Source organism: Streptomyces sp. NPDC001056 (assembly GCF_053598955.1).
In genome coordinates this window covers 1-17,354 of record NZ_JBSFLI010000045.1, presented here as the reverse complement: position 1 = coordinate 17,354, position 17,354 = coordinate 1, and the positions used below count along the sequence as shown (strand labels likewise).

Below are 17,354 nucleotides of genomic sequence, written 5' to 3'. Positions count from 1 at the left end.
GATCGCGTCGAGCAGGTGGCTCGCCGAACGCTCGTCTCGGTCACCTGGTCACCCGGTCATCGTTCCGGTCCCCGGAGATCGTCCGGGAGCAGGGAGAACAGGACCAGATCGACGCGCCCGTCATGGACGAAGCCCGCGTTGCGCAGGACGCCCTCGCGGTGGAAGCCGGCTTTGAGGGCCGTCCTCCGGGAGGCGGCGTTGGCGGTGGCGGCGCGGAGTTCGAGGCGTTCGAAATGCTGGTCGTCCAGGAGCCGGCGGGCCAGGGCGCGGGTCGCCTCGGTGGCGACACCGTTGCCGCGGGCCCAGGGGGAGACCCAGTAGCCGACCTCGCTCACCCGGGCCCGCCAGTCGGTCTTCTTGAGGCCGACGGTGCCCAGTAGCCGCTCGGTGCGGGCGTCGGTGACGGCGAAGTGGATGTCGTCACCGGACTCGCGCAGGGCATGGGAGACGGAGGTGCACCAGGCGGTGGCGTCGTCCGACGTGTAGGGCCGGGGGAGGGGGAGCCATCGCTGGGTGAGCGCGTCGGCGCAACTCGCCTGTGTGTCCTCGACGTCGGCGTCGGTGAACGGTCGCAGGACCAGGCGGTCCGTGTGCAGTACTGTCTCGGGGAACATCGGTCCGTCCGTCCGCGGAAGATCACTCGGCCGTGCCGAACCTCACAGGGCCATCGCGTGATCGGGCGGCCGCGTCAGTGCTCGCCGGCTCCGGTGCCGTGCGTCCCCGTCGTGCCGCCCGCGTGCACCGTGAACGCCGCCGTACGCACCTTTCCCTCGTGCTGGAAGTCGAAGAAGAGGCGGTACGCGCCCGCGGTGGGCGTCGTCACCATGAAGGAGACCTTCGGGCCCGGGGCGGTCGTGCCGTCGCCCGGTTCGCCCGTCGGGTGGACGTGGAGGTAGGCGAGGTCGCCGGAGCGCAGGGCGACGAGGTGGCCGTAGGCGCCGAGGTAGGGCTGGAGGTTTCGGACCGGGTGGCCGTCCTTGGTCACGGTGAGGTTCAGGGTGGAGGGCTCGCCGGCGACGGGGGTGCCGTCGAGACGCACCTCGTAGCCGTCCACCTTCGCTGTCGTGCTGTGCGCGGGCGGCGCCGTCGGCTCGTACCGGCCCGCGACCGCGAGGTCGGCGCCCAGCGTGAGCGACTCCCCGCCCTTGGGGGTGAAGTCGGCGAAGACGCGGTAGCCGCCCGCGCGCGGGAGATCCACGGACGTGCTCCAGGTGCCGTCGGCGGCACGCGCCGGATGCAGATGGCGGTAGACCGTCAGATCCCGGGAAGCGACGATGAAGTGCAGCTCCTTGCCGTGCTCCCGCTCGTACGCCGTGACCTTCCGGCCCGTGTCGTCCCGCACGACGGAGAAGCTCAGTTCCGTCTTCTCGCCGGCCGGCACCTGTGACGTGTTCAGGGCGAGCGTATAGCCGTCCTTGGAGATCTCCAGGCCGCCGGGCTCGGCGTCGTGCCGCATGCCGGGCGTGCCGGGCATGGACGCCATGTCGTCGTGTCCGCCGCTCGTCCCGTGGTGCATGGTGTGGCCGCCCTTCTGCTGCGGGGTGATGGTGCCCACGGCGTTGCCGACCCCGTAGGCGGTGCCGAACGTCGCGGCGAGCGCGGCGGCGAAGACGGTGATCCGCAGTGCGGTGTTCATGGCCAACTCCTCGTCCCTCTCGGTCGCTCGGTGTGCGGCCGACCGTGTGGCCACCATACCCCCAGGGGGTATGAAGTCAAACCGGGTGCAGGCTTGCGTCGAATACGGGTGGGGGGTATACATGAAGCCGTTCGAAGATACCCCGAGGGGGTATCGGCAGTCACCTTGGAGGATCTCGTGTCGAACTCCCGCACCCCTGACGGCAGCGCCCCGGCCACGGTCGTCTACAAGGTCGACGGCGTCGGCAGCGCCCACTGCCAGGGAGTCGTCACCCGGGCGGTCGGTGGCCTGGACGAGGTCGCCGCGGTCGAGGTGGAGATCGGCACCGGCCTGGTGACCGTGACCCCCGTCGCCGAGGCCGACGAGGCGTTCGACGCGCTGATCGCCGAGACCGTCGACGACGCCGGTTACGACTTCGCGGGCCGGGCCGCCGCCTGACCGGACGAGCCGCTCGCGTCGACTCCGGCCGCCCGGCTCGCCCCCTGGGCCCAGGCCGACAGGCCGCCACCTCAGCCCTGGCCATCAAGTCAACCCGCGTCGGCTCCGGCCGCCGGGAACATCCGCCCCGGCGCCGCCACCGGCTCCGCCCACCTCGGCTTCGGCCCCTGGCCCGTCCACGCCGGCGCCCACCACCTGATCCGTACGGATTCACCCCCGTCGGGCCGATCCGCCCGACCCACCCCTGTCGGGCCCACCGCCCGGCCACCCACGTCGGGGCGGGACCTGCCCGCCCGCTGCGTCCCGCCCCGACCCTGTACGTCCACCAGCTCCGAGGAGCAGAGACATGACCACCACCACGCCCGGCGCGGCCGAGGTCGAACTCGCCATCGGCGGCATGACCTGCGCCTCGTGCGCCGCCCGGATCGAGAAGAAGCTCAACCGCATGGACGGTGTCGAGGCCACCGTCAACTACGCCACCGAGAAGGCCAAGGTCAGCTACCGCGCGGACATCGAGGTCGCCGATCTGATCGCGACCGTCGAGGCCACCGGCTACACCGCGCGCGAACCCGAGCCGCCGCGCGCCGAATCCGGTTCCGGCGGCGGGGAGGCCAGGGCGGAGGCCGACGGACTGCGGCCGCTGCGTGAGCGGTTGACCACCGCGGTGGTACTCGCCGTGCCCGTCATCGCGATGGCCATGGTCCCGGCCCTCCAGTTCGACAACTGGCAGTGGCTGTCGCTGACACTCGCCGCGCCGGTGGTCACCTACTCCGCGTGGCCGTTCCACAAGGCCGCCTGGACCAACGCCCGGCACGGCGCCGCCACCATGGACACCCTGATCTCCGTCGGCACCTCGGCGGCCTTCCTGTGGTCCCTGTGGGCGCTGTTCTTCGGCACGGCCGGCATGCCCGGCATGCGGCACCCCTTCGAGCTGACCATCGCCCGCAGCGACGGCGCCGGGAACATCTACCTGGAGGCCGCCGCGGGAGTCACCGCGTTCATCCTGGCCGGCCGCTACTTCGAGGCCCGTTCCAAGCGCAAGGCCGGCGCCGCTCTGAAGGCACTGCTGGAACTGGGCGCCAAGGAGGTCACCGTGCTGCGCGGCGGGCGCGAGGAGCTCGTGCCCGTCGCCGAACTGAAGGTCGGCGACCGCTTCCTGGTCCGTCCGGGCGAGAAGATCGCCACGGACGGCACCGTGGTCGAGGGCTCGTCCGCCGTGGACGCCTCCATGCTCACCGGCGAGTCCGTGCCGGTCGAGGTCGGCGTCGGCGACGGCGTCACCGGCGCCACCCTGAACGCGGGCGGCCGACTCGTCGTCGAGGCCACCCGCGTCGGCGCCGACACCCAACTGGCCCGCATGGCCAAGCTCGTCGAGGACGCGCAGAACGGCAAGGCCGCGGCCCAGCGCCTCGCCGACCAGATCTCGGCGGTCTTCGTCCCGGTGGTCATCGCGCTGGCCATCGGCACGCTGGGCTTCTGGCTCGGCAACGGCGCCGGCATCACCGAGGCGTTCACCGCGGCCGTCGCCGTACTGATCATCGCCTGCCCCTGCGCCCTCGGCCTCGCCACGCCCACCGCGCTCATGGTCGGCACCGGCCGCGGCGCCCAGCTCGGCATCCTCATCAAGGGCCCCGAGGTCCTGGAGACCACCCGCAAGGTCGACACCATCGTCCTGGACAAGACCGGCACCGTCACCACCGGCCGGATGACCCTGCTGGCCGTGCACGCCGCCGACAGCACGGACGAGAGCGAGGTGCTGCGCCTCGCGGGGGCGCTGGAGCACGCCTCCGAGCATCCCATCGCCCAGGCCGTCGCCTCCGGCGCCGCCGCCCGCGTGGGCATCCTGCCCGCGCCCGAGGACTTCGCCAACATCGCCGGCCTCGGCGTCCAGGGCATCGTGGAAGGGCACGCGGTGCTCGTCGGACGCGAGAAGCTGCTCGCCGAGTGGGCGATCGAACTGCCCGAGAAGCTCGCGCAGACCAAGGCGCGGGCCGAGGCGGCCGGCCGTACGGCCATCACGGTGGCCTGGGACGGCGAGGCGCGCGCGGTGCTGGAGGTCGCCGACGCCATCAAGGAGACCAGCCCGGAGGCCATCCGCCGGCTGCGCGGACTCGGGCTCACGCCCATCCTGCTGACCGGTGACAACCGCGCGGTCGCCGAGGCGGTCGCCGCGGAGGTCGGGATCGCCCCCGAGCACGTCTTCGCCGAAGTCCTTCCCCAGGACAAGGTGGATGTCGTCAAGCGCCTCCAGGGCGAGGGCCGTTCGGTCGCCATGGTCGGGGACGGCGTCAACGACGCGGCCGCGCTCGCCCAGGCCGACCTCGGTCTCGCCATGGGAACGGGCACGGACGCGGCCATCGAGGCCGGCGACCTGACGCTCGTCCGGGGAGACCTGAGGGTCGCGGCGGACGCGATCCGGCTGTCCCGCAAGACGCTGGGCACCATCCGGTCCAACCTCTTCTGGGCCTTCGCCTACAACGTCGCGGCCCTGCCGCTCGCGGCCAGCGGCCTGCTCAACCCGATGATCGCCGGCGCCGCCATGGCCTTCTCCTCGGTCTTCGTGGTCGGCAACAGCCTCCGGTTGCGCGGCTTCACGCCCGCGGACCGCTGAGACGCGGACGAGGACAAGGAGGCCGCCGTGGCCCACCAGGACGACATCGTCAGACGGCTGCGCCGCATCGAAGGCCAGGTCCGTGGCCTACAGCGCATGGTCGAGGAGGGCGCCTACTGCATCGACGTCCTCACCCAGGTCGCCGCCACCAACGCCGCGTTGCAGTCCTGCGCGCTGGCCCTGCTGGACGAGCACCTCAACTCATGTGTCACCGAGGCCATCGTGGAAGGCGGTGAACAGGCCAGGACCAAGGTCAGCGAGGCCTCCTCCGCCATCGCCCGGCTCGTACGAGCCTGATGGCCGGCCTCCGAAACGCAGGGCCCCGGACGGATCGCTCCGCCCGGGGCCCTGCGTGTGTCACCTCTCCCTCGCCGCCGCGCACTCGGCGCGCAACCGCAGACCGAGACTCAGGCACAGGCCGAACACCTGGCGCAGCAGAACCAGTTCGGCCTCGCCGAGGCTTGCTCCGCAGAGCGTGGCGCACGCGGCACCCGGACGTCCGACGACGACTCTCCTGCTGAAGGACACCATGCGTCGACCATACCCCTCCCCGGTATGGGGACGCGGTCGGTGATGCCGCATCCGGAAGGCTTGTCCTACGATATGGAGCGCCTCGGTGACGGGCGGCGGAGGGGAACAGGTGCGACGGCTCGGTGGTCTGGAAGCCGAAATCATGGATCGTCTCTGGAACTGGGGACGGCCCGCCACGGTCCGGGAGGTCGTCGACGACATCAACCGCATCCGGCCGGTCGCCTATACGACGGTCATGACGGTCGCGGACATCCTGTACCGCAAGGGCATGCTTGGGCGCGAGAAGGCCGGGCGTGCCTGGCTGTACAAGGCGCTGCGCAGCCGTGAGGAGTACACCGCGAGCCTGATGCAGGAGGTCCTCGGCAGTACCGAGGACCGGCAGGCCGCGCTCCAGCGCTTCGTGGAGCACATGTCGCCGGAGGACGTGTCCGTCCTGGATGCCGCCCTGCGTGCCGCAGGACACCGGCCGGCGGGCGAGGCGCCACCGGAGAAACCGTCGTGAGCGAACTCCTGTACCGTGCAGGAGAGTTGGTGATGCGGTTCCACCATGTGCTGCCGCCGCTGGTGCTGGCCGTGGCCGCCGGGGTGATCCTGCCGCGGTTCCTCGTCCGCAGCCCCTGGGCGCACCGCACGCCCCGGCTCACGCTCGGCTTGTGGGGGCTGCTGGTGCTCGTCGTCACCGCCTCCCTGTCCCTCGCGGTCCTCCAGCTGTTCTTCCCCGTCGCCGAGAGCCATCAGCTGTCCGAGGTGACCCAGGGATGCTTCCTCAGCAGCGGCAGACGCTGTGTCGTCGTCATGCTGGACGACCTGGAGCGGCCCAGCGCCCGCGCGTGGGCGGGGTTCTCCGCCGCCGTCTGCCCGCCGCTCGCCCTCGCCCTGGCCTTCGCCCGGCAGGTGTTCGACTTCCGGCGCAGGCGCGCCCGGCACGCCGAAGTCCTCGGCGTGGTGGGGCGATGGCGCTCGGAACTGAGGGCCACGGTGCTGCCGCACACCACTCCCGCCGTCTACTGCCTGCCGGGACGCGCGCCCCAAGTGGTGGTCAGCGAGGGCGCCGTGCACGCCCTGACCGGAGAACAGCTCACGGCCGCGCTGGAGCACGAACGCGCGCACATCGCGGGCCGCCACCACCTTGTCGCCGCTGCCGCCTCGGCCGTCGGGGCCCTCTCCCGGCGGCTGCCGCTGGCCCGGCTCGTCCGCGACGAGGTGCCCCTACTGCTCGAAATGATTGCGGACGACCGGGCGTTGCGCCGGTGTTCGCGCCGGGCACTCGCCGTCGCGCTGTACGCGGTCGCGGCCGGACAGGCACCACACGCCGCCCTGGCGGCGGGCGGCCCGTCGGCGGTGCTGCGCATGCGGCGCATCCTTCAACCACCCACCGAGCGCCCCACGGTGCTGGGTGTCGCCCTGCTCGTCCTCGCCCTGGCCGTCGGTCTGCCCGGACTGGCGGCGGTGTGCTGCTTCGTCCCGGCCCCCGGCATGTGACCCGGCAAGGACGGCCTCCGTGGAGGTTCTGCCCTGGTGAGCGTGGACGTACGGTCCGCCGGGGTGGCGGACGTCGCCCCGGTCTCACAGCCGCTCGCCGCCGTCATACGGCACCGCTGCACGGGCCGGCTCCCGGCGGACGACGTGGCACGGCCGGTGGGGACGAACTGTTCGCCGCCCCGCATCACCGCCGGGACGGGGACACCGGGCGGCGCCCCGGGCCGGCTCGGCCGGCTGGTGGCTGCGGAGCCCGACGGCCGGGTCGTCGGCGCCGCGGCCGGCGGTGTCCCGGGCGTCGGCGAGGGCGAGATCCACACCCTGTGATCTACACCCTGTGCACCGCGCCGGACCACCGCCGCCGCGGCATCGACGGCGCCCTGCCGAGCGCGCTCACCGGCCGGATGCGCGCCCGGGAGGCACGGACACAAGGCGTCACCCTCCAGGCCGACGACGATCCCGCGCCGCCCTTCTTCACGGCCCGCGGCTTCACCGCCGACGGACGGAGATTGGCGCGAACCGTGTGAGTCGCGTGGTCGACCGGGGCGCGGCCCTGGCGTACCCACGCGTTGGCGTGAAAACGCATACCTCCTGGCTGGACCGCCGCGGCCGGTCCCGGACACGATGGTCGGGCGGCGCGGCCCCGGCGGCACGGGGCCCGTCGGGACGGCCGGGAACGGCCGAGGCCACCTGGAGGAGCGATGCACACACAGACCGGCACACCGGTGAGGCCTGCGCTCGCGCCGGACCCGCTGTCCCGGAACGCCACCGCGTCCCCTCCGCGCCCGGACCATCTGCCCGGTCTGGAGTGCCTCGCCCCGCTCACGGGGGAGGACGTGTGGCTCCAGGACGCCCTGCTCGGCCCGTTCAGCGGTGACGTCCTGGAGTACCTGGCGCTGGCCCGGGCCACCGGCGGCCCGGTGCTGGACCTCGGCTCGGGCGCGGGCCGGCTCGCCGTGCCCCTCGCGCGCCAGGGATTCACGGTGGACGCGGTCGACCGGGACGGGCGCAGTCTGCACCGCTTGCTCGACCGGGCCCGCCGCCTCGGCCCCCGGGTCCGTGACCGGATCACCGCGACCCGCACCGATCTGCTCGATCTGCGCCTGCACCGACCCTGCCAACTCGCCGTGATGGCAGGGTCGATGATCGCCGCCGTCCCTCCCGCTTCCCGTGCCCGCGTGCTGCGGGAGATCGCCGGGCACCTCGGGCCGTACGGCGCGCTCGCCTTCGACTACACCGCCCATGACGCCGTGGAGCTGGCCGAACACCCGCACCGTGCCTGGTCGTTCGAGGTGCCACGGTTCGACGGCATCACCGAATGGGTCGTGGCACGGCAGGACTTCGACCCGGTGGCCATGCGCGAGCACATCACCTATGCCATCGAGCGTTCGGAGCCGGCGGGGAGCCGCTCCTCGTCGGTGACGACCGCCAAATGGATCGTCAACTCCCTGGAACTTCACCGGGATCTGCGCGCCGCGGGACTGCGGGTCGCCGACGAGCGGCAGTACCGGCTGGACGAGCGGACCCGGAGCGTCCTGCTGGTATGCCGCAGCGACACGTGACGAGCGTCACATTACTAAGCAGCATCGGAGATCTCTGGCCTGCTCTGTGACAAGGTGTGATGAGCTTCGCGCAATCACAAGGGGGGCCGCGTCGCGGTGATCAACGGCAGTGGCGGTGCAGGGACGCAATCCACTGATCTGGCTCTCACCCTCTACCGGCATCTTCGAGCACGGGGGGCGTCGAGCCTGCACCAGGTCGCGTCCGGCATGGGCCTCTCGGAGGGCGACCTCGCGCGATGTCGCGAGGAGCTGATCGACCTCGGGCTGGTCGTCCGGACCGGCCAGCTGCACGCGAGCCGCCTGGAACCGGACGCCTGCGACGAGACGGAGGCCGACGTCGTCACCGTCATCGCCCCCGAGATCGCCCTGCTGCGCCTGCTGGAGCGTGAGCGCACCCGGCTGCGCCACCACCTGGAGCAGGCCGATCGGGCGCACCACACCCTGAAGACCCTCGCCGGCAACTTCCTGCGCACGGAGACGCTCGCCCAGACGGTCGGCGTGGAGATCGAGATCCTCTCCGACTACCGGCGTATCCAGCAGGTGCTGGAGGACATCACGGTGACCGTCCAGGCCAACCTCGCCTCGATGCACCCGATCGCACGGGGGCGGGAGATCCCCGAGCGCGCCCTCGACCGGGACCGGCGGCAGATCGAGAAGGGCGTCCAGGTCCGCTCCATTTTCAGCCAGCGCCTGACCTCGGTGCCCGAGGACGCGGAACACCTGCGGATGAAGGCGAAACTGGGCGTCCAGGTGCGCCTCTCGCCCGTCGTCCCCATGAACATGATCATCGCGGACGAGCAGTTCGCGATTCTTCCGGTCGATCCGGAGGACGGCTCGGCCGGTGCCATTCTCGCCCACGGCTCCGCCATCGTGCGCTCGTACCAGACATTGTTCGAGCACTGCTGGCACACCGCGACGCCCTACGGCGAGCAGGTGCTGCCCGCGCGGGGTGGCGACGGGCTGTCGGAGCAGCAGCGGGCGGCGCTGCGCATGCTGGCCTCGGGGATGAAGGACGAGAAGGTCGCGCGCAGCCTCGGCGTCTCGCTGCGGACGGTGAGCCGGATGATCTCCGAGCTGATGCAGGAGCTCGGCGCGTCCAGCCGTTTCGAGCTGGGCGTGCGGGCCGCCCGGCTCGGCTGGCTCGACTGAACCCCGCCGCCCGGCAGGCGGGCCTTCTCGGCCAACCCCTGCCGCGCCCTCCGCGCACCCGGTGGACCAAGAGGTACGATGCATTCAAACTTTTGGTCTCACCAGATGGCGGGAAGATGGCACGCGAAGCGGTGGCTCAGGGGCGCGAGACGGCGATCCGCCAACTCCGCGATGCAGGGCTGCGGGTCACCAGCCCGCGCCTGGAGGTGCTGCAGGTGCTTGCCTCGGGCGATCATCTCGATGTCGAGGGCCTGACGGCCGCGGCGCGCGAACGGCTCGGCACACTCACTTCCCAGGCCGTCTACGAAATGCTGAGGCATTTCCTGGAAGCGGGTCTGGTGACGAAATTCGAGCGTCCCGGCTGGCCGGCGGTGTTCGAAATCGCGGGACCGTCTCACCAGCACGCACTGTGTGTGCATTGCGGGCGTGTGGAAAATGTTGCTCACAGCGCTCCGGCCCTGCCGCGAAAAGATCTGCCGGACTGGGATGTGAACGACGCCGATATTGTTTTCAAGGGGCTGTGCCCGGACTGCCGTTCCGCGGTTTCCGCGGCGGGATGACAGGCCGGGCCGGGGAGACGGTCACCCGTCTCTCCCGGCCCTGGGGAGGTGTCGCGTCAGACCGTCGCGACCGGCGTCGGCCAGTTGTTGTCGGCCGGCGCGGGGGTGGCGGGCCAGTTGTTGTCGGCCGGGACGGCGGAGGCGGTGGGCCAGTTGTTGTCCGCCGGAGTGGCGCTGGCGGTGGGCCAGTTGTTGTCCGCCGGGGTGACGGTGGCGGAGTTGGGCCAGTTGTTGTCCGCCGGGGTGGCGCTGGGTGTGGCCGGCCAGTTGTTGTCGGCGACCGCGTGGTGCGCGGAGTGTGTTCCCGTGGCCGTGGCCGTGGCCGTGGCCGCGACCGCTCCGCCCGCCACGGCGGTACAGACGAGGGCGGCGAGGGCGAACTGGCGGGCGGCGGTGCGGAAACCGGCGGTGCGGGAAGACACGGACACTTTTCCTCCAGGAAGTGATCGGTGGTTTTTGTCTTCGGGCCCGTGCCGCCGGGCTTGTTCCGAAGACATTTCTATAATCGCCCTCCCTGGACGGGGAGTCCATGTTTCCTCAAGTCGTGGACCTGCCATGGCGCGGATATGACAGCGCCGGGACTGGTGGTGCCCGACGGATTCACCACAGGCGGCTTTATCCGGCCAACCGAAGAAATCAGGCCGGACATCCTTTTTGGGTGAGGCAACACCTTTGGTCTGCTCAAATGAAATGCTAGGCTGGTACCGCGGCCCTTTTGTACCTCCGGGAGGAAGCGGCCGCGGGGGCAGGGGCGTGCCGCCGCTCCTGCCCCACCTCGGACGCCCGGTCCCGCAGCGCACGAGTGTAACTGCCCAGTGTGCTGCGGGCCGTCGCCCCCCAGTCCAGCCGGCGAGCGTGCTCGGCGGCGGCGTGGCCCATGCCCGCCGCATGTGCGGGATGCTCCGCGAACCAGCGCAACGCGCGCGCGTAGTCGTCCGGGTCGTGCCCCCGTACGAGGAGACCGGTCAGGCCGTCCCGCACGGCGGCGGGCAGGCCGCCGACCGCCGCCGCCAGCACCGGAGTGCCACACGCCTGCGCCTCCAGCGCCACCAGCCCGAACGACTCGCTGCGCGACGGCATCACCAGTACGTCCGCTGCCCGGTACCAGTCGGCCAACTTTCCCTGGGGCGCGGCCGGTCGACAACTCACCACGTCCAGCAGGCCCAGCCGCGCGCACAGTTCCCGCAGCTCACCCGGCGCCCGCAGGCCGGCTCCGCTGAGCCCGCCGATGACGGGCACGAGCAGCCGCCGGCGCAGTCCGGGTGACTCGCGCAGCAGCGCGGCGATCGAGTGGACGAGTACGTCCGGTCCCTTCAGCGGTTGGATGCGCCCGGCGAACAGCGGGATGAAGGCGTCCCGCGGCAGACCGAGCCGTGCGCGCGCCGCCCGCCGGCCGTCCGCCGGGTGGAAGGTCCGCACGTTGATGCCGGGTGTCACGACGTCGGTGCGGTCGGCGTCGGCCCCATAGAGGTCCCGCAACGCCACCGCTTCCTCGGTGGTGTTGGCGATGAGCCGGTCGGCGGCTCTGGCGAGGGCCGCCTCGCCGTGAATGCGCAGGCCGGGTTCGGGGCGGTCGCCCGGGGCGAGCGAGGCGTTCTTCACCCGGGCCAGCGTGTGCATCGTGTGCACCAGCGGGATGTCCCGGTGTTCGGCGGCCAGGGCGCCGGCTTGTCCCGCGAGCCAGTAGTGGGAGTGGATCACGTCGTAGCGGTCGCGGGCGGTCGCCGCCAGCAGGGCGCGGGCGAAGTCCGATACCAGGTCCGGCATGGTCTCCTTCGGCAGCGGCCGGCGCGGACCGGCGGGGAGGTGCAGGACGTCCGCACCGGGGGCGAGTTCGACACGAGGCGGGTGGCCCTCGCCGAGGCAGCGGGTGAACAGGTCCACCCGGGCGCCCTCGCGGGCGAGGGCGCGGGACAGCTCGACCATGTAGACGTTCATGCCGCCCGCGTCACCCGTCCCGGGCTGGTGCAGCGGCGAGGTGTGGACACTGAGCATGGCGATGCGCAACGACACGAGGGGGACTCCTTCGCTGACGGTCCGTAAACTGCTGTGCCCACCCGCTCCTCTCCGGGAGCGGGTGGGCACCTGGTTCTCCCGCGGGCGCGGGAGCAGGGGGTCGGGGGGCCTGGGTCAGAAGCCGAACACCGGGCCGGACGGCGGAGCGAGCCGCGTTCCGGGAGCCGGCGGGACGAGGGACCCGGGGATCACCGGACCACCCGGCGAGACGTCCAGCGCCTGCGCCAGTCGCGTCGCGCCCTCGGGCATCACCGGCCAGGCCCAGGCGGTGAGCGCCGTCGCGACCGCCAACTGGGCGGCCAGCGCGGGAAGATGCTGTCCGGCGCCGGACAACCGGTGCCGCTCGAACCCGTTCACATACCCGAAGTCCGCGGTGCAGCGCACCACTTCGTCCAGTACGGCGACAACACGCCGGGGGTCGTACGCCTCGGGTCCGTACGCCTCGCGCAGATCCTCGGCGGCCCGGTGCAGCCGGTGGCGCAGCGCGGCCCAGCCCTCGCCGCCGGGGTCCGCGTCCGGCACCCGGCCCGCGCTGTCCTCGCGCACGGCGGCGAACAGCCGGCTCAGCCAGCTGTTCCAGGTGCCGTCCAGGAACTGGCGGGTGTGCTCCAGCTCCGCCCGCCCGGCGCCGTGGCCCGGGCCCTGCGGCCGCGCCGTCAGGACATGGCGGCGCACGGTGTCCGCACCGAACTCCGTGAGCAGGTCCAGCGCCCACAGCGTGGGACCGCCGTCCGGCTCCTCGCAGCCGGTGCCGAACGTCTCGTTGACGTGGAACTCCTGGGGCAGCTTCAGACCGAGCGCGACCAGGATCGCGGGCAGCAGGACCACATGGCAGAACGCGTGCCCGAACCCGGAGAAGTGCAGGGCGCGTCCGGGCAAGGGCTGCTTGTCGTGGCCGTAGCCGAACAGATGCATCGCGGCGGACTCGAAGCAGGAATCGACGCGGTGCCCGGCGAAGCCGTCCACGGGCACGGTGACCCCCCACTCGCCCGGATGGCTCACCGGTACGTCGGGCAGCCCGTCCTCCAGGAGGCTTTCGCACAGGACCGCCAGCCGCGGCGGCAGCCCCGAGCCCCGCCAGTGGTCGGCGAGCAGCTCGCGCATCGGCTCCAGGGGCAGATAGAGGCGCCGGCAGCGGCGCGGGCGGCCCGGCGCACCGCACCGCGCGCAGGCGGGATCGACCAGCTCGGCGTCGTTGGGCCGGGCGCACCGGCGGCACAACCCGCCCTCGCCGCGCGTCCCGCAGTGGCCGCACGCGCCGGTGACGTACGCGCCGTGCAGCCAGCACCGGCAGGACTCGCAGTAGTACGCGAGCCGGGTGCGGGGCACGATGACATCCTGGGCGTACAGGCCGAGGAGGAGCTCCTGGAGCCACCGCCGGTAGCCGCGGTCGCGCCCGGGGCGGACCACGCGGTCGAGGTGGACACCGGCGCGCAGCCAGTCGGCGGTGATCGCCGCCCGGAAGCCCTCCGCCACCTCCTCCGGCTTGCGCCCGCCGCGCAGCGCGCGCAGTGCCACGGACTCGGCGTGATCGGCGGTGCCCGAGGTGAACAGGACGGGGTGCCCGTCGGCACGCAGCGAGCGGCTGAGGACGTCGGCGGCGACATACGGTCCGGCGAGGTGCCCGATGTGCAGTTCGCCGTCACTGGCAAGGGGGGTGGCGGTGATCCAGAGTGGGCTGCTCATGGCCGAGCTCCTTGGCGGTGGGGGAGCGCTGCTGAGCCCGCGAGCGTCAACGGGGCTCGACGAGGTGGCGCTCCGGGGGCTGCCTCCACCCTGACAGAAAGGTGCCGCCCCGACCGCGCCCGGAGCGGTGCGCGTTCACGCCGTGACGTGGATGCGCCAGGTGATCACGCCGCGAGGTCGGCCGACACCCGAAGACCCTGCACCACATCGGTCCACAGCTCGTGCACGCCGAGCGCCCACAGGGCGAGGGCGTCCTGGTCGGAGGGCCGTTCGGCGTGCCGGGCGAACAGCGCCTGCACCCGGTCGGCGCGCAGCTGCCCGGTGCGCCGCAGCCGCGCGGGCGAGAGCAGCTCGCGCAGGGTCCACAGCAGCGGCCCGTCGACGGCGAGCATCGCGGACAGGGGCAGCGTGAAGGGCTGCTTGGGCCGGCGGAGCACGGTGGTGGGGAGCAGCCCCTGCCCGGCCTCGTACAACGCCCGTTTCCCGGTGCGTGGTCCGGCGGGCAGCCGCCGGGCGAGACGTGCCATGGCCGGCTGGCAGAACGGCATCCGGGTCTCGACCGCCCACGCCATGCTCAGATGGTCCACGCGCCGCAGATGGTAAGCGGGCAGCCGGCGTCGCGTCTCGAACTGCTGGAGCATGCCGGCCCGTTCGGTGTCGGAGGCGCGCAGTTCGGCCGTGACCCGGTCGGCCGCGGAGCCGCGTTCGGCGATGAACGCCCGGTATTCGGGGGTGTAGAGCCACTCCCGCAGCAGCCGGGGCGCGGCCGCCAGCGCGTCGACGTAGGCCGCCGTCCAGTCGGCCCCGGCGGGCGCGGTCAGGGCGGTGCGGACGCGCTCGTAGCCGCCGAAGAGCTCGTCCGCGCCGTCCCCGGTGAGCGCGGCGGTGAACCCGGCCTCGCGTACGGCCCGGAACAGCGCGTAGGTGCTGACGGTGATGGGATCGGCGTTGGGCTGGCCCAGGTGGCGCACCGTGCGGGTCAGCAGGGAGGGCAGCTCGGCGGGGTCGAGGCCGACCTGGTGGTGGCGGGTGCGGGCACGCTTGGCGACGGCCTTGGCGTAGGTGTGCTCGGCGCCCGGCCAGCGGCCCCGGTAGCCGAGGTGGAAGGTGTGCAGCGGCCCGGCGTGCTCCGCGGCGAGGACGGTCACCAGGCCGGAGTCCAGGCCGCCGCTGGTCAGGGCGCACAGCGGCAGGTCGACGTCGCAGAGCCGGCCCACCTCGCGGCGCAGGGTCTCCAGCACGTCCGCGGCCGACGGCGCCGGCTCGGTGCGGGGCTCCGGGGCGCGGGGACCGCAGCGCAGCATCCGCAGCCCCTCGGCGCCGTGGGCCACCGCGACGCTCCCGGGCGGCAGGACGCGGATGTCCCGCAGCGCGGTCTCCGTGCCGAAGGGGGTCCTGGTGGACAGGACGGTGTCGAGGGTCTCCTCGCGTGGCGTGGCGGGCACCCCGTCGAACGCGAGCAGCGCGGGGATCTCGGAGGCGAACCGCACGGCGCCCCGCGGACCCTGGTGGTAGTGCAGGGGCTTCATGCCCATCCCGTCCACGGTCAGGACGAGCCGGGGCCGGCGCTCGCGCAGGTCGAGGACGGCGATCGCGAACATGCCGTCCAGCCGCTCGGCGAACGCCGGACCGAACTCCGTGTACAGCGCGGGCAGCAGGCTTCCGTCGCAGCGGTCGGGGAAGCGGTGGCCCCGCGCGGTCAACTGCCTGCGCAGCTCGCGGTGGTTGTAGATCTCGCCGTTCAGTACGGCCAGCACACCCGGCGCCGTCGGCAGGGTGAAGGGCTGGGTGCCGCCCGCCGGGTCGGTCACGGCGAGCCGGTCGCAGCCGAGCGACCAGCCGCGGCCGGTCAGGACACCGCGGTCGTCCGGCCCCCCGTGCCGTTGCCGGGCCGACACCGTGGCCAGTTCGGCGCCGGTGGCCGCGACCGCGAAGGAACCGAAGATCCTGCACATTCTGGTGGCCTCCGAGACATGGGTCCAAGTTGTTTTGAGGCAACAAAATATAGGGGGGTGACAATCATTGGTCTGGCGCATAGGTGTCATGGCGTCGACGCGCCACCGGGGCCGCCTTGTCCGTCAGGTGGCCGCCCAACAGGGTTGATCTCATGGAAGAGTTCAGGGCCGAGCCCCCAGACCGCGGCGCGCCGGAGAGTCTTCTCGTCGTGGCCGCCCACCCGGACGACATCGAATTCTGCGTCAGCGGCACGGTGATGCGCTGGATCGCCGACGGCACCCGAGTGACGTACTGCATCGTGACCGACGGCGACGCCGGCGGCTACGACGAACGACTGCCCCGGCAGGCGATGGCCGATCTGCGCCGCGCCGAACAGGTGCACTCGGCCAAGCTCAGCGGGGTGCACGACGTGCGCTTCCTCGGCTACCGGGACAGCTTCGTCGAGCCGACCGCCGAACTGCGCCGCGACCTGTGCCGGGTGATCCGCCAGGTCCGGCCGCAGCGCGCGATCATCCCCAGCCCCGAGATCAACTGGAAGCGGGTCGCGGACCTGCACCCGGACCACCGGGCGGTCGGGGACGCGGCGCTGCGGGCCGTCTACCCGGAGGCGCGCAACCCCTTCGCCCACCCGGAGCTGCTCAAGCACGAGGGCCTCGACCCCTGGATCGTGCCCGAACTGTGGCTCATGACCGGACCGACCCCCAACCAGTACGTCGACGTCACCACCGTCTTCGAGCGCAAGGTCGAGGCGTTGCGCATCCACACCTCGCAGACGGCCCACTTCGAGGATCTCGCCGGACTGCTGCGCGACTGGCTCGCGGAGCACGCCGACGCGGGCGGCCTGCCCCCGGGCCGCCTCGCCGAGGCGTTCCAGATCGTCAGGACCGAGTGAGCGCCGGCCGGTTCGCGGCGCGGACCGGTCGGGGTGCCCCGCGTCACCGGTAGATGCACAGCTCCTTCTCCGTGGCACCCGACAGCTGGTAGCGGGTGCCGACGAGCGGGCGGCCGGTGTAGACGCGGATCAGCGTCGGCATGTCGCCGTGGAACTCGGCGAGGGGGCGCTCCGCGCAGGGGTTCCCCAGGGGCAGCGGCACCGGGAGGCCCGGCAGATGGGCGCGCAGCCCCGGCGTACCGCGCCGGCGGCTCGTCGCCGTGAGCAGGGGGAGGGCGTGCTCCACGCTTTCCCCGGCGTACGCCCCCCGCTCCCCGAACGCCTCGCGCACATCACCGGCGTGCACCCACTCGCCCAGCGCGACGGCGTCCAGCCGGTCGTCGTCCCGCCGGGCGATGACCGCACCGGCCTCCGTGAGCCCCTGGTCCAGCTCGTCCAGCACGCGCTCCAGGGGCCAGTCCTCGCGCTCCGCCACATCCTTGGCGTTCGCCTCCGGCAGGAACGCGCCCTTCTCCAGGCGGCCCTCGACGATGCGGATCAACGCGGCGCCGCAATGGGCGAGGACCTGCCGCACCGTCCAGCCGGGACAGGCGGTGCGCAGCTCGAACCGCTCCCGCGGGGCGGCGCGCAGCAGCGGCATCAGCGCGTCCCGCTCCGTGCGGAGCAGCCGGCCGGGAAGGCCGGGATCCCGGCCCGTCGCCGCGTACGGGTTGTGCTCGGACATCTCTCTCTGCTCCGCGGGCTCAGTAGCGGTAGTGGTCCGGCTTGTACGGGCCTTCGACCTCCACGCCGATGTACGCGGCCTGCTCCGGGCGCAGCGTGGTCAGCTTGACGCCGA

General features: G+C 72.6%; 20 protein-coding genes. 11 read left to right on the top strand and 9 right to left on the bottom strand.

Features of this window, described 5'->3' with window-relative positions; genetic code table 11:
• Positions 1 to 56: 56 nt before the first annotated feature.
• Entirely contained in the window at positions 57 to 614 is a 558-nt protein-coding gene (locus ACWDD7_RS33860) for a GNAT family N-acetyltransferase (RefSeq protein WP_450460205.1), read from the bottom strand.
• 74 nt (positions 615 to 688) lie between these two features.
• Positions 689 to 1,636 (bottom strand): hypothetical protein, encoded by a 948-nt coding sequence (locus tag ACWDD7_RS33855; RefSeq protein ID WP_450460204.1) that lies wholly within the window; start codon positions 1,634 to 1,636, stop codon positions 689 to 691.
• Positions 1,637 to 1,813: 177 nt separating this feature from the next.
• On the opposite strand from ACWDD7_RS33855, the gene ACWDD7_RS33850 reads away from it, so the two are divergent.
• The 3 genes from ACWDD7_RS33850 (at position 1,814) to ACWDD7_RS33840 (ending at position 4,982) form a co-directional block, all read left to right on the top strand.
• Entirely contained in the window at positions 1,814 to 2,074 is a 261-nt protein-coding gene (locus tag ACWDD7_RS33850) for a heavy-metal-associated domain-containing protein (protein WP_450460203.1), read from the top strand.
• 346 nt (positions 2,075 to 2,420) lie between these two features.
• The gene (locus tag ACWDD7_RS33845; protein WP_351877623.1) at positions 2,421 to 4,685 is read left to right on the top strand and encodes a heavy metal translocating P-type ATPase; all 2,265 of its coding nucleotides are present in this window, start codon (positions 2,421 to 2,423) and stop codon (positions 4,683 to 4,685) included.
• Between the two features lie 27 nt (positions 4,686 to 4,712).
• Complete coding sequence (locus ACWDD7_RS33840) at positions 4,713 to 4,982, top strand: metal-sensitive transcriptional regulator (RefSeq protein WP_070025049.1); 270 nt, start codon at positions 4,713 to 4,715, stop codon at positions 4,980 to 4,982.
• A gap of 60 nt (positions 4,983 to 5,042) precedes the next feature.
• On the opposite strand, the gene ACWDD7_RS33835 is transcribed toward ACWDD7_RS33840, so the two are convergent.
• Positions 5,043 to 5,216, bottom strand: a complete 174-nt coding sequence (locus tag ACWDD7_RS33835; RefSeq protein WP_450460202.1) for a hypothetical protein — start codon at positions 5,214 to 5,216, stop codon at positions 5,043 to 5,045.
• A gap of 109 nt (positions 5,217 to 5,325) precedes the next feature.
• Between ACWDD7_RS33835 and ACWDD7_RS33830 the strand changes: the two genes are divergently transcribed.
• From ACWDD7_RS33830 to ACWDD7_RS33800, 7 genes are all read left to right on the top strand, one after another.
• Positions 5,326 to 5,718, top strand: a complete 393-nt coding sequence (locus ACWDD7_RS33830; RefSeq protein ID WP_450460229.1) for a BlaI/MecI/CopY family transcriptional regulator — start codon at positions 5,326 to 5,328, stop codon at positions 5,716 to 5,718.
• A complete protein-coding gene (locus ACWDD7_RS33825) occupies positions 5,715 to 6,698 on the top strand; it encodes a M56 family metallopeptidase (RefSeq protein WP_450460201.1) in 984 nt (327 codons plus the stop codon). Before ACWDD7_RS33830 ends, ACWDD7_RS33825 begins: the two co-directional genes overlap by 4 nt.
• 36 nt (positions 6,699 to 6,734) lie before the next feature.
• Positions 6,735 to 7,022, top strand: coding sequence for a hypothetical protein (locus tag ACWDD7_RS33820; RefSeq protein WP_450460200.1), 288 nt, complete (start codon positions 6,735 to 6,737; stop codon positions 7,020 to 7,022).
• Positions 7,019 to 7,222, top strand: coding sequence for a GNAT family N-acetyltransferase (locus ACWDD7_RS33815; protein WP_450460199.1), 204 nt, complete (start codon positions 7,019 to 7,021; stop codon positions 7,220 to 7,222). Before ACWDD7_RS33820 ends, ACWDD7_RS33815 begins: the two co-directional genes overlap by 4 nt.
• Positions 7,223 to 7,396: 174 nt before the next feature.
• Entirely contained in the window at positions 7,397 to 8,257 is an 861-nt protein-coding gene (locus ACWDD7_RS33810; RefSeq protein ID WP_450460198.1) for a class I SAM-dependent methyltransferase, read from the top strand.
• A 207-nt stretch (positions 8,258 to 8,464) separates the two neighbouring features.
• Entirely contained in the window at positions 8,465 to 9,406 is a 942-nt protein-coding gene (locus ACWDD7_RS33805; protein ID WP_392217990.1) for a helix-turn-helix transcriptional regulator, read from the top strand.
• 116 nt (positions 9,407 to 9,522) lie between these two features.
• The gene (locus ACWDD7_RS33800; RefSeq protein ID WP_351877635.1) at positions 9,523 to 9,966 is read left to right on the top strand and encodes a Fur family transcriptional regulator; all 444 of its coding nucleotides are present in this window, start codon (positions 9,523 to 9,525) and stop codon (positions 9,964 to 9,966) included.
• Between the two features lie 56 nt (positions 9,967 to 10,022).
• On the opposite strand, the gene ACWDD7_RS33795 is transcribed toward ACWDD7_RS33800, so the two are convergent.
• The 4 genes from ACWDD7_RS33795 to asnB all read right to left on the bottom strand — a co-directional run bounded on the left by ACWDD7_RS33795 (position 10,023) and on the right by asnB (position 15,623).
• The gene (locus tag ACWDD7_RS33795; RefSeq protein ID WP_450460197.1) at positions 10,023 to 10,388 is read right to left on the bottom strand and encodes a hypothetical protein; all 366 of its coding nucleotides are present in this window, start codon (positions 10,386 to 10,388) and stop codon (positions 10,023 to 10,025) included.
• 271 nt (positions 10,389 to 10,659) lie between these two features.
• A complete protein-coding gene (gene mshA / locus ACWDD7_RS33790; RefSeq protein ID WP_450460196.1) occupies positions 10,660 to 11,979 on the bottom strand; it encodes a D-inositol-3-phosphate glycosyltransferase in 1,320 nt (439 codons plus the stop codon).
• 117 nt (positions 11,980 to 12,096) lie between these two features.
• Positions 12,097 to 13,668, bottom strand: a complete 1,572-nt coding sequence (locus ACWDD7_RS33785) for a class I tRNA ligase family protein (protein WP_450460195.1) — start codon at positions 13,666 to 13,668, stop codon at positions 12,097 to 12,099.
• A gap of 164 nt (positions 13,669 to 13,832) precedes the next feature.
• Positions 13,833 to 15,623, bottom strand: coding sequence for an asparagine synthase (glutamine-hydrolyzing) (gene asnB / locus ACWDD7_RS33780; protein ID WP_450460194.1), 1,791 nt, complete (start codon positions 15,621 to 15,623; stop codon positions 13,833 to 13,835).
• Between the two features lie 152 nt (positions 15,624 to 15,775).
• Here asnB and ACWDD7_RS33775 point away from each other — a divergent pair, with 152 nt between their 5' ends.
• The gene (locus tag ACWDD7_RS33775) at positions 15,776 to 16,516 is read left to right on the top strand and encodes a PIG-L deacetylase family protein (protein ID WP_392217998.1); all 741 of its coding nucleotides are present in this window, start codon (positions 15,776 to 15,778) and stop codon (positions 16,514 to 16,516) included.
• Between the two features lie 43 nt (positions 16,517 to 16,559).
• On the opposite strand, the gene ACWDD7_RS33770 is transcribed toward ACWDD7_RS33775, so the two are convergent.
• Both ACWDD7_RS33770 and ACWDD7_RS33765 read right to left on the bottom strand, forming a co-directional pair.
• Entirely contained in the window at positions 16,560 to 17,240 is a 681-nt protein-coding gene (locus tag ACWDD7_RS33770; RefSeq protein WP_450460193.1) for a maleylpyruvate isomerase family mycothiol-dependent enzyme, read from the bottom strand.
• 19 nt (positions 17,241 to 17,259) lie between these two features.
• Positions 17,260 to 17,354, bottom strand: a 95-nt coding sequence (locus ACWDD7_RS33765; RefSeq protein WP_351877651.1) for an adenosylhomocysteinase, incomplete at its 5' end; no start/stop codon positions are given.

What these genes read in the sequence shown, in the direction of transcription:
- ACWDD7_RS33860 (WP_450460205.1), bottom strand. Translation starts at nt 614, where the DNA reads ATGTTCCCCGAGACAGTACTGCACACGGACCGCCTGGTCCTGCGACCG.
- ACWDD7_RS33855 (WP_450460204.1), bottom strand. Translation starts at nt 1,636, where the DNA reads ATGAACACCGCACTGCGGATCACCGTCTTCGCCGCCGCGCTCGCCGCG.
- ACWDD7_RS33845 (WP_351877623.1), top strand. Translation starts at nt 2,421, where the DNA reads ATGACCACCACCACGCCCGGCGCGGCCGAGGTCGAACTCGCCATCGGC.
- ACWDD7_RS33835 (WP_450460202.1), bottom strand. Translation starts at nt 5,216, where the DNA reads ATGGTGTCCTTCAGCAGGAGAGTCGTCGTCGGACGTCCGGGTGCCGCG.
- ACWDD7_RS33810 (WP_450460198.1), top strand. Translation starts at nt 7,397, where the DNA reads ATGCACACACAGACCGGCACACCGGTGAGGCCTGCGCTCGCGCCGGAC.
- ACWDD7_RS33805 (WP_392217990.1), top strand. Translation starts at nt 8,465, where the DNA reads ATGGGCCTCTCGGAGGGCGACCTCGCGCGATGTCGCGAGGAGCTGATC.
- ACWDD7_RS33800 (WP_351877635.1), top strand. Translation starts at nt 9,523, where the DNA reads ATGGCACGCGAAGCGGTGGCTCAGGGGCGCGAGACGGCGATCCGCCAA.
- ACWDD7_RS33785 (WP_450460195.1), bottom strand. Translation starts at nt 13,668, where the DNA reads ATGAGCAGCCCACTCTGGATCACCGCCACCCCCCTTGCCAGTGACGGC.
- asnB (WP_450460194.1), bottom strand. Translation starts at nt 15,623, where the DNA reads ATGTGCAGGATCTTCGGTTCCTTCGCGGTCGCGGCCACCGGCGCCGAA.
- ACWDD7_RS33775 (WP_392217998.1), top strand. Translation starts at nt 15,776, where the DNA reads ATGGAAGAGTTCAGGGCCGAGCCCCCAGACCGCGGCGCGCCGGAGAGT.
- ACWDD7_RS33770 (WP_450460193.1), bottom strand. Translation starts at nt 17,240, where the DNA reads ATGTCCGAGCACAACCCGTACGCGGCGACGGGCCGGGATCCCGGCCTT.